14 protein-coding genes are annotated in these 13710 nt (G+C 72.1%); 10 read left to right on the plus strand and 4 right to left on the minus strand.

Annotated elements, in window-relative coordinates; translation table 11 throughout:
* Positions 1-221: 221 nt before the first annotated feature.
* The 3 genes from AB0J57_RS31580 to AB0J57_RS31590 all read left to right on the plus strand — a co-directional run bounded on the left by AB0J57_RS31580 (position 222) and on the right by AB0J57_RS31590 (position 3390).
* Complete coding sequence (locus AB0J57_RS31580) at positions 222-1067, plus strand: GNAT family N-acetyltransferase (RefSeq protein ID WP_366131788.1); 846 nt, start codon at positions 222-224, stop codon at positions 1065-1067.
* 20 nt (positions 1068-1087) lie between these two features.
* Positions 1088-1627 (plus strand): GNAT family N-acetyltransferase, encoded by a 540-nt coding sequence (locus tag AB0J57_RS31585; protein WP_366131789.1) that lies wholly within the window; start codon positions 1088-1090, stop codon positions 1625-1627.
* Between the two features lie 68 nt (positions 1628-1695).
* Positions 1696-3390, plus strand: a complete 1695-nt coding sequence (locus AB0J57_RS31590; protein WP_366131790.1) for a proline--tRNA ligase — start codon at positions 1696-1698, stop codon at positions 3388-3390.
* A 47-nt stretch (positions 3391-3437) separates the two neighbouring features.
* Here the strand turns inward: AB0J57_RS31590 and AB0J57_RS31595 are convergent, their stop codons facing one another.
* From AB0J57_RS31595 to AB0J57_RS31610, 4 genes are all read right to left on the minus strand, one after another.
* Positions 3438-4391 (minus strand): slipin family protein, encoded by a 954-nt coding sequence (locus AB0J57_RS31595; protein ID WP_366131791.1) that lies wholly within the window; start codon positions 4389-4391, stop codon positions 3438-3440.
* 89 nt (positions 4392-4480) lie between these two features.
* Positions 4481-5374, minus strand: coding sequence for an aminoglycoside phosphotransferase family protein (locus AB0J57_RS31600; protein ID WP_366131792.1), 894 nt, complete (start codon positions 5372-5374; stop codon positions 4481-4483).
* Between the two features lie 31 nt (positions 5375-5405).
* Positions 5406-5828, minus strand: coding sequence for a DUF4439 domain-containing protein (locus AB0J57_RS31605; RefSeq protein ID WP_366131793.1), 423 nt, complete (start codon positions 5826-5828; stop codon positions 5406-5408).
* Positions 5825-6496 (minus strand): hypothetical protein, encoded by a 672-nt coding sequence (locus AB0J57_RS31610; protein WP_366131794.1) that lies wholly within the window; start codon positions 6494-6496, stop codon positions 5825-5827. Before AB0J57_RS31610 ends, AB0J57_RS31605 begins: the two co-directional genes overlap by 4 nt.
* A 153-nt stretch (positions 6497-6649) precedes the next feature.
* Here AB0J57_RS31610 and rimP point away from each other — a divergent pair, with 153 nt between their 5' ends.
* The 7 genes from rimP to truB all read left to right on the plus strand — a co-directional run bounded on the left by rimP (position 6650) and on the right by truB (position 13572).
* On the plus strand, positions 6650-7147 hold the full coding sequence (gene rimP / locus AB0J57_RS31615; protein ID WP_366131795.1) for a ribosome maturation factor RimP: 498 nt from the start codon (positions 6650-6652) through the stop codon (positions 7145-7147).
* A 2-nt stretch (positions 7148-7149) separates the two neighbouring features.
* Positions 7150-8145 (plus strand): transcription termination factor NusA, encoded by a 996-nt coding sequence (gene nusA, locus AB0J57_RS31620; RefSeq protein WP_366131796.1) that lies wholly within the window; start codon positions 7150-7152, stop codon positions 8143-8145.
* Between the two features lie 116 nt (positions 8146-8261).
* Entirely contained in the window at positions 8262-8540 is a 279-nt protein-coding gene (locus AB0J57_RS31625; RefSeq protein WP_366131798.1) for a YlxR family protein, read from the plus strand.
* 148 nt (positions 8541-8688) lie between these two features.
* Positions 8689-11745 (plus strand): translation initiation factor IF-2, encoded by a 3057-nt coding sequence (infB, locus tag AB0J57_RS31630; RefSeq protein ID WP_366131799.1) that lies wholly within the window; start codon positions 8689-8691, stop codon positions 11743-11745.
* Between the two features lie 139 nt (positions 11746-11884).
* Entirely contained in the window at positions 11885-12178 is a 294-nt protein-coding gene (locus AB0J57_RS31635) for a DUF503 domain-containing protein (RefSeq protein WP_366131800.1), read from the plus strand.
* A 51-nt stretch (positions 12179-12229) separates the two neighbouring features.
* A complete protein-coding gene (rbfA, locus tag AB0J57_RS31640) occupies positions 12230-12676 on the plus strand; it encodes a 30S ribosome-binding factor RbfA (RefSeq protein ID WP_366131801.1) in 447 nt (148 codons plus the stop codon).
* On the plus strand, positions 12673-13572 hold the full coding sequence (gene truB / locus AB0J57_RS31645; protein ID WP_366131802.1) for a tRNA pseudouridine(55) synthase TruB: 900 nt from the start codon (positions 12673-12675) through the stop codon (positions 13570-13572). Before rbfA ends, truB begins: the two co-directional genes overlap by 4 nt.
* Positions 13573-13710 lie beyond the last annotated feature (138 nt).

Below are 13710 nucleotides of genomic sequence, written 5' to 3' on the forward strand. Positions count from 1 at the left end.
AATGCCCACAACGGGTGTGGCACCCACCCCCCAGGGCACCCGCCCACAACGGGTGTGGCACCCACCCCCCACCGCACCCACCCCCCAGCGCACCGCCCGCGGCGCGGGCGCCGCCCGCGAAGGCGCACCCGCGTGCCGGCGGGGTTCGTCGGCCTGACGTTTCAGCAGGGTCGCCAGGTACAGTGCCAGGACCCGTATGGAACGCATGGTGAGGCCCCCTCGTGTTGACGCAGACCACCACCCGGGTCCTCGAACCCAGCGACCTCGGCGCCGCGCTCGCCGTCCTGGAGAGCGAGCCCGTCGCCAACGCGTTCGTCACCTCCCGCGTGCAGGTCGCGGGGCTCGACCCGTGGCGCCTCGGCGGCGAGATGTGGGGCTGGTACGCGGACGGGCGGCTGCGCTCGCTCTGCTACTCCGGCGCCAACCTCGTCCCCATCTGCGCCACCCCCGAGGCCGTCCGCGCCTTCGCCGACCGCGCCCGCCGGGCCGGCCGCCGCTGTTCGTCGATCGTCGGCCCCGCCGAGCCGACCGCCCAGCTCTGGCGGCTGCTCGAACCGAGCTGGGGCCCCGCCCGCGACGTCCGCGCCCACCAGCCGCTGATGGTCACCGACCGGCCGTCCCCGGACGTCGAGCCCGACCCGTACGTGCGCCGCATCCGCAAGAACGAGGTGGACGTGATCATGCCTGCGTGCGTGGCCATGTTCACCGAGGAGGTCGGCGTCTCGCCCATGGCCGGCGACGGCGGCCTGCTCTACCAGGCCCGCGTCGCCGAACTCGTCGGCGCCGGCCGCTCCTTCGCCCGCATCGAGGACGGCAAGGTCGTCTTCAAGGCCGAGATCGGCGCCGCGACACCGCAGGCCTGTCAGATCCAGGGCGTCTGGGTCGCCCCCGAGCACCGGGGCCGCGGCCTGTCCGAGACCGGCATGGCCGCCGTGCTGCGCTACGCCCTCGCCGACGTCGCGCCGGTGGTCTCCCTGTACGTCAACGACTACAACCTCCCGGCCAGGGCCGCGTACCGCCGCGTCGGGTTCAGGGAAGTCGGCGCTTTCATGAGCGTGTTGTTCTGACGCTTGTAGGGTTCGGTCGTATGGATGACGTCGTGGTCCGACCGGTCGACCTCGCCGCGCGCGTGGACGACGCCCTCGCCGTACAGGCCCTCGCCTTCGGGCTGACCGAGGACGAGGTCGCGGTACGTCGCCACATCGTGCTGCGCCACCTGATCAACCCGGGCGCGTGCGCGTACGGAGCGACGACACCGAGCGGGCGGCTCGTCGGGTTCGTGTACGGGATGCCCAACGACCGCACCCACTGGTGGTCGACCGTCGTCCAGCCCTACCTCGTCCGCGAGGGCAACGACTCCTGGCTCGACGACTCCTTCGTCATCACCGAGCTCCACGTCCACCCCGGCTTCCAGGGCCGGGGCATCGGCCGTGAGCTGATCACCACCATCACGGACGCCGCCGACCAGCCGCGCTCCATCCTCTCCGCCATCGACGTCGAGAACCCCGCCCGCTTCCTCTACCGCGCCCTCGGGTACCAGGACCTCGCCCGCCAGGTCCACTTCCCGAGCGCGGCGAAGCCGTACGCCGTGATGGGCGCGCCGCTCCCCCTGCTGCGGCCGAACTGATTTCCTTCGGCACCCGCCCCGGAGCTAACCTCCTAGCCATCACACTTTTCACCGCAGGAGAGTTCCCCATGGCCCAGGTCCAGCGCATGTCCCGGTTGATGGTCAAGACACTGCGCGACGACCCGGCGGACGCCGAGACGCTCAGCCACAAGCTGCTCGTCCGCGCCGGTTACGTGCGCCGCAACGCCGCGGGCATCTGGTCGTGGCTGCCGCTGGGCATGAAGGTCCTGGAGAACGTCGCGCGCGTCGTGCGCGAGGAGATGGACGCCATCGGCGCGCAGGAGGTCCTGCTGCCCGCGCTGCTGCCCAAGGAGCCGTACGAGGCGACGGGCCGCTGGGAGGAGTACGGCGCCGAGCTGTTCCGCCTGAAGGACCGCAAGGGCGGCGACTACCTCCTCGGTCCGACCCACGAGGAGATCTTCACCCAGCTCGTCAAGGACCAGTGCACGTCCTACAAGGACCTGCCGGTGATCCTCTACCAGATCCAGACGAAGTACCGCGACGAGGCGCGTCCCCGCTCCGGCATCCTGCGCGGCCGCGAGTTCCAGATGAAGGACTCGTACTCGTTCGACACCACGGACGAGGGCCTGGCCGAGTCGTACGCGCTGCACCGCGAGGCGTACATCAAGATCTTCGACCGGCTCGGCCTCAAGCACAAGATCGTCTCCGCCGTCTCGGGCGCCATGGGCGGCTCCGCGTCGGAGGAGTTCCTGGCCCCGGCCGCCGCCGGTGAGGACACCTTCGTCTACTGCCCGAACTGCGACTACGCCGCGAACACCGAGGCCGTCACGTTCAAGCAGCAGCCGGAGGACCCCACCGCGCACGGCCCGGTCGAGGAGCTGGACACCCCCGACACGCCGACCATCGAGACGCTCGCCGCGCACCTGGACGTCCCGGCGTCCCGCACGCTGAAGAACCTCCTGGTCAAGGTCGACGGCGAGATCGTCGCCGTCGGCGTGCCGGGCGACCGCGAGGTCGACATGGGCAAGCTGGAGGACCACCTGGCCCCGGCCGCCGTCGAGCTCGTCACCGCCGAGGACTTCGAGGGCCGCGACGACCTCGTGCGCGGCTACGTCGGTCCGCAGGGCCTGGACAAGGTCCGTTACATCGCCGACCCGCGCGTCTCGCCCGGCACGGCCTGGATCACCGGCGCCAACAAGCCCGACACCCACGCGAAGAACGTCGTCGCCGGGCGCGACTTCGAGGTCGACCAGTACCTGGACGTCGTCGTCGTGGAAGAGGGCGACCCCTGCCCGAACTGCGGCTCCGACCTGAAGATCGACCGAGCCATCGAGATCGGCCACATCTTCCAGCTCGGACGCAAGTACGCCGACGCCTTCCAGCTCGACGTCCTCGGCCAGAACGGCAAGCCCGTCCGCGTCACCATGGGCTCGTACGGCATCGGTGTCTCCCGCGCGGTCGCGGCCCTGGCCGAGCAGCACGCCGACGAGCAGGGCCTGTGCTGGCCCCGCGAGATCGCCCCGGCCGACGTCCACGTCGTCGCGGCCGGCAAGGCGCTCCAGACCGAGCTGGCCCTGGAGGTCTCGGAGAAGCTGAAGGCGGCCGGCCTCCGTGTCCTGGTCGACGACCGGGCCGGGGTGTCACCTGGCGTGAAGTTCACGGACGCGGAGCTCATCGGCGTACCGAAGATCCTCGTGGCGGGCCGTCGCTCCGGCGAAGGCGTCGTCGAGCTCAAGGACCGCCGCACGGGCGAGCGCGAGGAGCTGACGGTCGACGAGGCCATCGCCCGCCTCAGCGCCTGACCCCCCGGCCCCGCGCCCGGAGCCAGGAGGCCAGGCGGCCAGGGGCGTCAGATGCAGCCCGCCGTACCGGTGTCGTCGTCCCGCACGTGGGGCGACGGCGCCGGTTCGTGTACCGGTGGCTCGGGCGTTCCCCGCGACGCGCGGAACGTGTCCAGTGGATCGTGCAGGTGCGGATCGTGGACGTGCAGTGCCGTCGTCGACTGGGGGACTGGCGGCGCCTGCTGGCCCACGAGGGGCGGGTTCTGCGCTGCCCGCTCCAGGAAGCGCAGCAGCTCCACCGGGAAGGGCAGCACCAGCGTGGAGTTCTTCTCGGCGGCCACGGCCACCACGGTCTGCAACAGCCGCAACTGGAGCGCGGCCGGCGTCTCCGACATCACGCCCGCCGCCTCTGCCAGCTTCTTGGACGCCTGGAGCTCCGCGTCGGCGTTGATGACCCGGGCCCGCCGCTCGCGGTCGGCCTCGGCCTGGCGGGCCATCGAGCGCTTCATCGTCTCCGGCAGCGAGACGTCCTTGATCTCGACCCGGTCGATGGTCACGCCCCACTCCACGGCCGGGTTGTCGATCATCAGCTCAAGGCCCTGGTTGAGCTTCTCCCGGTTGGAGAGCAGGTCGTCCAGGTCGCTCTTGCCGATGATCGAGCGCAGGGAGGTCTGCGCGATCTGGGAGACCGCGAACCGGTAGTCCTCGACGCGGATGATCGCCGCCGCGGCGTCGACGACCTTGAAGTACACGACCGCGTCCACCCGGACCGTGACGTTGTCCCGGGTGATGCCCTCCTGGGCGGGCACCGGCATGGTCACGATCTGCATGTTGACCTTGTGCAGCCGGTCGATGAACGGGACCACCAGGGTGAAGCCGGGTGGCCGGATGCCGTGCCGGAGCCGGCCGAACCGGAGCACCACACCCCTCTCGTACTGCTTGATGACCCTGGCGGCGGCCGACAGGTACAGCGCGCCCGCGGAACCCGTCGCCGCGGCGGCCGTGAGCAGTTCCTCGACCATGACAACCCCCTGCCGTAGTAGCCGGGTGTGTGGGTGCGATATGCCCAATATCGCACCTGCGGGGCCGTCTGGGGAGCTCTGGAGGAGTTCTAGAGCCAGCTCGCGAATTCCAGCAGCAGCTCGCCGTCCTGCCGCCGCCCCGCCGCCAGGGCGCGCGTGCCCGACTCCACGGCCCGGAACAGCGTCCAGCCGCGCAGCCGCTCGCGGTCCACGTCGAGGGAGTCGGCCAGCTTGTTCACCCGGCGGCGCCCGGACGCCGGGCCCGAGGCCGCCGCCACCAGGTCCTCGACCCGGTCGCGGACCAGCCGGGCCAGGTCGTACGCGCGCTCGCCGACGAGCGGGTCCGGGCCGACCGCCAGCCAGGGCGCCCGGTCCCCGGCCAGGACCTTGCCCTGGCGGAAGTTGCCGTGCAGCAGCAGCTCCTCGGGGGCGTCCGCGACCAGCTCGTCCCGGGCGCCGAGCGCCGCGGACACCAGCTCGGCCGTCTGCGCGTCCTTCACCGCCCGCATCGCCTCCGCCTGCCGCGCGGTCCGCTCCGCGACCGACTCGAAGGCGTGGCCCTCCGGCGGGGCCACCCACAGCCGCCGCACCGTGCCGGCGGCCTCCAGCAGCGCCTTGGCCTCCGGCAGGGAGCGCAGGCTCACCTCCGCGTGCAGCCGCTCCAGCAGCAGGTCCGGCCCGGCGGTGTCCAGCAGCCGCACCGCGCCCCAGCCGTTCCAGTGCGCCAGCGCCGCCCGCTCCAGGTCCGGCGCGGCGAACGGCGGCGCCACCTTCAGCGCGCCCGGGGTGCCGTCCGGCAGCCGTACGAGCGCGACCAGGCTGCTCCGGCCGCCCGGCGCGATCACCCGTTCGACGTCCAGGTGCCGGTGGTCCACCGCCTGCCGGGCGAGCTCCGGAAGCCGGGCGAGCCAGTCGCCCGCGGCCGCGTCCCCGTACGTCTCGCCGAGAGCCCGCACCAGTCGCTGCGGCGGTTCAAAACCCATGCGTGCGTTGTTCCCTCTCCAAAGCCGGGGCTCACAGTCGCTCGGCGAGCCCAGGAAAGGCTACGCCGCTGCCCCGCCACCGCACGGCCCGCACCGCGGCCTCCCGCAGCGCGCTCGCCGCCTCCCGCCGCAGCGGGCCCTCGGCGGCCCGTACGAGGTCGGAGTACACGCCCGCGACCCGGTCCTCCAGCTCGGCGGCGAGCCGCACGGCCGCCGCCGCGTCCGGCACGGGGAACGGCAGCGCGTAGGCGGCGGCGGACGCGGCGGGCTTGCCGCCCAGGTCGCGCACGGCACGCGCCAGCGCGTCCCGCCGGGCCCGGTGCGCGGCGTGCGCGGCGGTCGCCTCCGCCATGCGCGCGTCGCCGACCCGGCCGCCGACGACCCCGTACCCGTACACCGCCGCGTGCTCGGCGGCGAGCGCCGCCTGCGCGGCCTCCAGGGCGGCCTCGCTCATGACCGGGTCCCTTCGCTGGTCAGCAGGTACGCGTGCGCCGCCCCCGCGGCCGCCACGGACGCCAGCAGCCGCGCGTACTCGGGCGGGGCGGTCAGCAGGGCGGCGGCGTGTACGTCGGCGGCCCGCCGCGTGGCCGCCGCCAGCTCGCCGACCGCGACGGTGGGGTCGGCGGGCACGGGGTCGGTGGCCGTACCGGCGGTCGGGCTTCCGGCGACCGGCGCTCCCGCCCGGGCCGGGGCGTCCGGCACGGCCGGCGGGCCCGGGGTGGCCGGACCGCTCGGGTCGGCCGGCGCTCCCGCCCGGGCCGGGGGCTCCGGTGTGCCCGGTCCGGTCGGGGCGGCCGGGGTGGCCGGGCCGCTCGGCGTGGGCGACGCGTCCACCGGGCCCAGGGCCGCCACGTGGGCCGCGACCGCCGCGCGGAGCGGGGCCAGCCGGGCGGTCAGCGACGGGTGCGCGGCGAGGACCTCGTCGTACCGGGCCAGCAGCGCCGCGCTGGTCGCGGCCGACCGGCGCCGCAGCGCCGCCTCCGCGCGGGCCGCGCGTTCGGCCGCCGGCACCGACGGCGTACCGCCCGGGCCGTCCGACGTGCACGCCCCGAGCACACCGGCCGCGGCCACCGCGCCCGTGGCGATGAGCGCGCGTCTGCGTGTCGTTCCCGTACGCCCCACGCGTCACTCCCTCCACCCGACCCCAAGATCACCGCAGGCGAGCGTACCTGCGGCTCGGCGCGAGGTGGACGGCAACACCCCCCGCGACCGGATACCCTTTGATCTGACACGCGACGATCCCACAACAGCACACGCGGCCGAGGAGTCACCCGGATGAGCACCACCCAGAGCGAAAGGCTGCGCGGGCTGCTGGAACCGCTGGTCAGCGCCAAGGACCTGGACCTCGAGGAGATCGAGGTGTCCCGGGCGGGCCGGCGGCGGATGCTGAGGATCATCGTCGACTCGGACGAGGGCGTGGAACTCGACGCCTGTGCCGAGCTGAGCCGCGCCATCTCCGACAAGCTCGACGAGACGGACGCGATGGGCGACGAGGAGTACGTCCTCGAAGTCAGCTCGCCGGGCGCCGACCGCCCGCTGACCGAGCACCGCCACTACGTACGCGCCACCGGCCGGCTCGTGAAGTTCCAGTTGCACGAGAGCGGCGACCTGGTGGCCCGCATCCTCTCCGTGGACGACGAGGGCCTCGATCTCGAGGTGCCGGGCGTGAAGGGGCGCAAGCCCACCGCCCGCCGCGTGACGTTCGGGGACATCGCGAAGGCGCGCGTGGAGATCGAGTTCAACCGCAAGGACAAGAAGGAAGAGGAGGCGTAGCCGTGGACATCGACGTGAAGCTCCTGAGGGGCTTGGCACAGGAGAAGGAGATTCCCTTCGACCTGCTGGTCGAGGCGATCGAGTCGGCCCTCCTCATCGCCTACCACCGCACCGAGGGAGCCCGCCGCCACGCCCGTGTCGTGCTGGACCGGCAGACCGGTCATGTGACGGTGTGGGCGAAGGAGGACCCGGCCGACCTGGAGGAGGGGCAGGAGCCCAAGGAGTTCGACGACACGCCGTCGGACTTCGGCCGCATCGCGGCGAGCACCGCCCGCCAGGTCATCCAGCAGCGGCTGCGGGACGCCGAGAACGACGTCACCTTCGGCGAGTACGCCCGCCGCGAGGGCGACATCGTCGCCGGCATGGTGCAGCAGGGCAAGGACCCCAAGAACGTCCTGGTCAAGCTGGACGACAAGCTGGAAGCGATCCTTCCGGTGCAGGAGCAGGTGCCGGGCGAGGAGTACACGCACGGGCTGCGGCTGCGGACGTACGTCGTCCGCGTCGCCAAGGGCGTGCGCGGTCCGTCCGTCACCCTTTCGCGTACGCATCCCAATCTGGTGAAGAAGCTCTTCGCGCTGGAGGTCCCGGAGATCGCCGACGGGTCCGTCGAGATCGCCGCGATCGCCCGTGAGGCCGGCCACCGCACCAAGATCGCGGTCCGGTCCACCCGTTCGGGCCTGAACGCCAAGGGCGCCTGCATCGGCCCCATGGGCAGCCGAGTGCGCAATGTCATGGCCGAGCTGCACGGTGAGAAGATCGACATCGTGGACTGGTCGGACGACCCGGCCGAGATGGTGGCGAACGCCCTGTCCCCGGCCCGTGTCTCCAAGGTCGAGGTCGTCGACCTCGCCGCCCGGTCCGCCCGGGTCACCGTGCCGGACTACCAGCTCTCGCTGGCGATCGGCAAGGAGGGCCAGAACGCCCGCCTGGCCGCCCGCCTCACCGGCTGGCGCATCGACATCCGCCCGGACACGGAGCAGACCTCCGAGCAGGACTGACCGCTCCGTGGAATAGAACCCGCCATGGTCACGTTGTGCAGTGGCGAGATCACGACAACAACCGTTCGATTCTTGCCCCAAAGGGGTGAGGTCGGTGCGGGGAGGTAGACTTAACCGTGTCTGGCCGGACGCAAGCCCGCGCCTGCCCTGAGCGAACCTGTCTGGGATGCCGGGAGCGAGCGGCCAAGCGCGATCTGCTGCGCATCGTGTTGATCAAGGGCGACTGCGCCCCCGATCCACGCGGTACGCTGCCCGGCCGGGGTGCTTATGTGCATCCCGCCTTGGTCTGTCTCGACCTGGCGGTCCGCCGCCGGGCGTTCCCGAGGGCCCTCAGGGTCCCGGGACCGCTCGACACCGCGGACGTCCGCCGGTACGTCGAGCAGTCGGCACCGTAAGAAGAAGTACGGCACGGAACCCCGTGCGGTCAGGTACCTCGCGAGTTGGAAGTAGGTCGAGATTGCGATGAGCACTCGATGAGTACGCGATGAGTACGCCCATGAAGTAGCGACGGTCCGGCGGTAACCCGGACCTAAAAGGAGCGAAGTGGCTAAGGTCCGGGTATACGAACTCGCCAAGGAGTTCGGTGTGGAGAGCAAGGTCGTCATGGCCAAGCTCCAGGAACTCGGTGAATTCGTCCGTTCGGCGTCTTCAACGATCGAAGCGCCGGTTGTACGTAAGTTGACTGACGCGCTGCAGGGGCCCGGCACCGCCGGCAAGTCCGCAGCGAAGCCCGGCGCGCCCCGCAAGGCCGCGCCTGCCAAGCCGTCCGCCCCCGCGCCCTCCCCGGCGCAGGCGGCCCGCCCCGCTGCCCCGAAGCCCGGCGCCCCCGCGCCGAAGCCCGCGGCGGCCGAGAAGCCCGCGACGCCGGCCCCCGGCCCGCGTCCCACCCCGGGTCCGAAGCCCGCGGCGGCGCCCAAGCCGGCGCCCGCCTCGCCGGCTCCGGCGAACCCGGAGTTCACCGCGCCCCCGTCGGCCCCGGCCGCCGGTCCCCGGCCCGGTGCCACCCCCGGTCCCCGTCCCGCCGGCCGCCCGCAGGGCGAGCGCGGTCAGGGCGGCGAGCGTGGCGGTGCCCGTCCCGGTGCCCCGCGCCCCGGTGGCGAGCGTCAGGCGCCCCGTCCGGGTGCCCCGCGTCCCGCGGGTCCGCGTCCGGGCAACAACCCGTTCACCTCTGGTGGCTCCACCGGCATGGCGCGCCCGCAGGCGCCCCGTCCGGGCGGTGCCCCGCGTCCCGGTGGCCCCGGTGCCCCGGGCGGTCCGCGTCCGCAGGGCGCCGGTCAGGGCGGTCCCCGTCCGCAGGCCGGTCCCGGTGGCCCGCGTCCCACTCCCGGCGGCATGCCGCGTCCCCAGGCCCCGCGCCCGGGTGGCGGCCCCGCCGGTAACCGCCCGAACCCGGGCATGATGCCGCAGCGTCCGGCTGCCGGTCCCCGCCCCGGCGGTGGCCCTGGTGGCGGTCGCGGTCCCGGTGGTGGCGGTCGTCCCGGCGGTGCCGGTGGCGGCGGTCGTCCCGGCTTCGCCGGCCGTCCGGCCGGTCCCGGCGGCGGTGGCGGCGGTTTCGCCGGCCGTCCCGGTGGCGGTGGCGGCGGTCGTCCCGGTGGTCCCGGTGGCGGTGGCGGCGGCTTCGGCGGTCGTCCCGGCTTCGGTGGCCGTTCCGGCGGTCCCGGTGGCCGTGGTGGCACGCAGGGCGCGTTCGGCCGTCCCGGCGGTCCGGCCCGTCGTGGCCGTAAGTCGAAGCGGCAGAGGCGCCAGGAGTACGAGGCCATGCAGGCCCCGTCGGTCGGCGGCGTGATGCTGCCTCGCGGCAACGGCGAGACCGTTCGCCTGTCGCGTGGTGCGTCCCTCACCGACTTCGCGGAGAAGATCAACGCCAACCCGGCGTCGCTCGTCGCGGTCATGATGAACCTCGGCGAGATGGTCACCGCCACGCAGTCCGTCTCCGACGAGACGCTGCAGCTCCTCGGTGACGAGATGAACTACCAGGTTCAGATCGTCAGCCCCGAGGAGGAGGACCGCGAGCTGCTCGAGTCCTTCGACCTCGAGTGGGGCGAGGACGAGGGCGGCGAGGAGTACCTCGCGCCGCGTCCGCCGGTCGTGACCGTCATGGGTCACGTCGACCACGGTAAGACCCGACTGCTGGACGCGATCCGCAAGACGAACGTCGTCGCGGGCGAGGCCGGCGGTATTACGCAGCACATCGGTGCGTACCAGGTCGCCACCGAGGTCAACGGCGAGGACCGCAAGATCACCTTCATCGACACCCCGGGTCACGAGGCGTTCACCGCCATGCGTGCCCGTGGTGCGAAGTCCACCGACATCGCGATCCTCGTGGTCGCGGCCAATGACGGTGTGATGCCCCAGACGATCGAGGCGCTGAACCACGCCAAGGCGGCCGACGTGCCGATCGTGGTCGCGGTCAACAAGATCGACGTCGAGGGCGCGGACCCGGTCAAGGTGCGCGGTCAGCTCACCGAGTACGGCCTGGTGGCCGAGGAGTACGGCGGCGACACCATGTTCGTCGACATCTCCGCCAAGCAGGGCCTGCACATCGACGAGCTGCTGGAGGCCGTGATCCTGACGGCCGACGCCTCGCTCGACCTCCGGGCCAACCCGGAGCAGGACGCGCAGGGTATTGCCATCGAGGCCCACCTGGACAAGGGCCGCGGCGCCGTCGCGACCGTCCTGGTCCAGCGAGGCACGCTGCGGGTCGGCGACACGATGGTCGCGGGCGACGCCTACGGCCGCGTCCGCGCCATGCTCGACGACAAGGGCGAGAACGTGGAAGAGGCGGGTCCCTCGACCCCGGTCCTCGTCCTCGGTCTCACCAACGTCCCGGGCGCCGGCGACAACTTCCTGGTGGTCGACGAGGACCGTACGGCCCGTCAGATCGCCGAGAAGCGTGCCGCCCGTGAGCGCAACGCCGCGTTCGCCAAGCGCGTGCGCCGCGTCTCCCTCGAGGACCTGGACAAGGTGCTCAAGGCCGGCGAGATCCAGCAGCTCAACCTCATCATCAAGGGTGACGCTTCCGGTTCCGTCGAGGCGCTCGAGTCGTCGCTGCTCCAGCTCGACGTCGGCGAAGAGGTCGACATCCGGGTCCTGCACCGCGGTGTCGGTGCGGTCACGGAGTCGGACATCGACCTGGCGATGGGCTCCGACGCCATCGTCATCGGCTTCAACGTCCGCGCGGCCGGCCGTGCCGCGCAGATGGCGGAGCGCGAGGGCGTCGACGTCCGGTACTACTCGGTGATCTACCAGGCCATCGAGGAGATCGAGGCGGCCCTCAAGGGCATGCTCAAGCCGGAGTACGAAGAGGTCGAGCTCGGTACGGCGGAGATCCGCGAGGTCTTCCGCTCGTCCAAGCTGGGCAACATCGCGGGTGTTCTCATCCGCTCCGGCGAGGTCAAGCGCAACACCAAGGCGCGCCTCATCCGCGACGGCAAGGTCATCGCGGAGAACCTCAACATCGAGGGTCTGCGTCGCTTCAAGGACGACGTCACCGAGATCCGCGAAGGCTTCGAGGGTGGTATCAACCTCGGAAACTTCAACGACATCAAGGTCGACGACGTCATCGCGACGTACGAGATGCGCGAGAAGCCGCGCGGCTGATCGCAGTCACGGCAGCCGGGGCCGGTTGGCGGAAGTATTTCCGTCGATCGGCCCCGGCCGTTCCGTGTACGGTTCTTGGTGTCCCTGCCAAGTGGTTGGCGGGGCCCTGAACCCGAACCGGCGGGACATCCGGGCACACATGTATGTGGGGACTCTGTCCTTCGACCTGCTCCTCGGCGACGTACGGTCGTTGAAGGAGAAGCGCTCCGTCGTCCGGCCGATCGTCGCCGAGCTCCAGCGGAAATTCGCGGTGAGCGTGGCGGAGACCGGCTCCCAGAACCTCCATCGCAGGGCCCAGATCGGCCTGGCGATGGTGTCCGGGGACGTCGGGCACCTGACGGAGGTGCTGGACCGGTGCGAACGCATGGTCGCGGGCCGGCCCGAGGTGGAGCTGCTGTCGGTGCGCCGGCGCATGCACACCGATGAAGACTGAACGTGCCGCCCTGCGGCACGACGAACGTAGGACGAAAGAGGAGAAGGACCGGTGGCCGACAACGCGCGGGCCCGCAAGCTGGCCGATCGCATCCAGGTCGTGGTCGCGGAGACCCTGGACCGGCGTATCAAGGATCCGCGGCTGGGCTTCGTGACCATCACGGACGCCCGGGTCACCGGTGACCTGCGGGAGGCCACGGTCTTCTACACGGTCTACGGCGACGAGGAGGAGCGGGCGGCGTCCGCGGCGGCGCTGGAGTCCGCCAAGGGCATCCTGCGCTCCGAGGTGGGCAAGCAGACCGGTGTCCGCTTCACGCCGACCCTGACCTTCGTACCGGACGCGCTGCCGGACAACGCCCGCACCATCGAGGACCTCCTGCACAAGGCGCGGGCCAAGGACGCCGAGGTGCGCGAGGTGTCGACCGGCAAGACGTACGCGGGCGAGGCCGACCCGTACCGCAAGCCGGAGGACGAGGACGAGGGCGAAGCCTCGGAATGACACAGCACAACAAGACGCCCGACGGGCTTGTCATCGTCGACAAGCCGTCGGGCTTCACTTCGCACGACGTCGTCGCCAAGATGCGCGGGATCGCCAGGACCCGCCGCGTCGGACACGCGGGGACGCTCGACCCGATGGCGACCGGCGTACTGGTCCTCGGCGTCGAGAAGGCCACCAAGCTCCTCGGTCACCTCGCGCTGACCGAGAAGGAGTACCTGGGCACCATCCGGCTCGGGCAGAACACCATCACCGACGACGCGGAGGGCGAGATCACCTCGTCCACCGACGCCTCCGGGGTCACCCGCGAGGCCGTCGACGGGGAGGTCGCCAAACTGACCGGCGACATCATGCAGGTGCCGTCCAAGGTCAGCGCCATCAAGATCGACGGCAAGCGGTCGTACGCCCGCGTGCGGGGTGGCGAGGAGTTCGACATCCCGGCCCGCCCGGTGACCGTGTCGTCGTTCCAGGTGTACGACATGCGCGACGCCGTCGCCGAGGACGGGACCCCGGTCGTCGACCTCGTCGTCTCGGTGGTCTGCTCCTCCGGCACGTACATCCGCGCCCTCGCCCGCGACGTGGGCGCCGGTCTCGGCGTCGGCGGTCACTTGACGGCCCTGCGGCGCACCCGCGTCGGCCCGTACAAGCTGGACGCGGCCCGGACGCTGGACCAGCTCCAGGAGGAGCTCACCGTCATGCCGATCGCCGAGGCCGCGGCGGCCGCGTTCCCCCGCTGGGACGTGGACGAGCGGCGGGCGAAGCTCCTGCTCAACGGCGTACGGCTGGACATGCCGGCGTACGACACGGCCCCCGTGGCGGTCTTCGGACCCGAGGGGCGCTTCCTGGCGCTGGTCGAGGAGAAGAAGGGCAAGGCGAAGAGCCTGGCCGTCTTCGGGTGACGGGCTGCTTCGGCTTGGCCTCTTCCCCCATCGTGGAGCGGGCGACGACCCCGGGTGCCCGCTCCACGATCCCCCTCTCACACGGTCTATCCGCCCCGCACGCAGGATTCACCCGGTTGGCCAGGCGCTCGGAGTGAA

This window comes from Streptomyces sp. NPDC049837 (assembly GCF_040674455.1).
Taxonomy (GTDB): Bacteria; Actinomycetota; Actinomycetes; order Streptomycetales; family Streptomycetaceae; genus Streptomyces.

What these genes read in the sequence shown, in the direction of transcription:
- AB0J57_RS31595 (WP_366131791.1), bottom strand. Translation starts at nt 4,391, where the DNA reads ATGGTCGAGGAACTGCTCACGGCCGCCGCGGCGACGGGTTCCGCGGGC.
- AB0J57_RS31585 (WP_366131789.1), top strand. Translation starts at nt 1,088, where the DNA reads ATGGATGACGTCGTGGTCCGACCGGTCGACCTCGCCGCGCGCGTGGAC.
- AB0J57_RS31590 (WP_366131790.1), top strand. Translation starts at nt 1,696, where the DNA reads ATGGCCCAGGTCCAGCGCATGTCCCGGTTGATGGTCAAGACACTGCGC.
- AB0J57_RS31600 (WP_366131792.1), bottom strand. Translation starts at nt 5,374, where the DNA reads ATGGGTTTTGAACCGCCGCAGCGACTGGTGCGGGCTCTCGGCGAGACG.
- truB (WP_366131802.1), top strand. Translation starts at nt 12,673, where the DNA reads ATGACACAGCACAACAAGACGCCCGACGGGCTTGTCATCGTCGACAAG.
- AB0J57_RS31605 (WP_366131793.1), bottom strand. Translation starts at nt 5,828, where the DNA reads ATGAGCGAGGCCGCCCTGGAGGCCGCGCAGGCGGCGCTCGCCGCCGAG.
- AB0J57_RS31635 (WP_366131800.1), top strand. Translation starts at nt 11,885, where the DNA reads ATGTATGTGGGGACTCTGTCCTTCGACCTGCTCCTCGGCGACGTACGG.
- rimP (WP_366131795.1), top strand. Translation starts at nt 6,650, where the DNA reads ATGAGCACCACCCAGAGCGAAAGGCTGCGCGGGCTGCTGGAACCGCTG.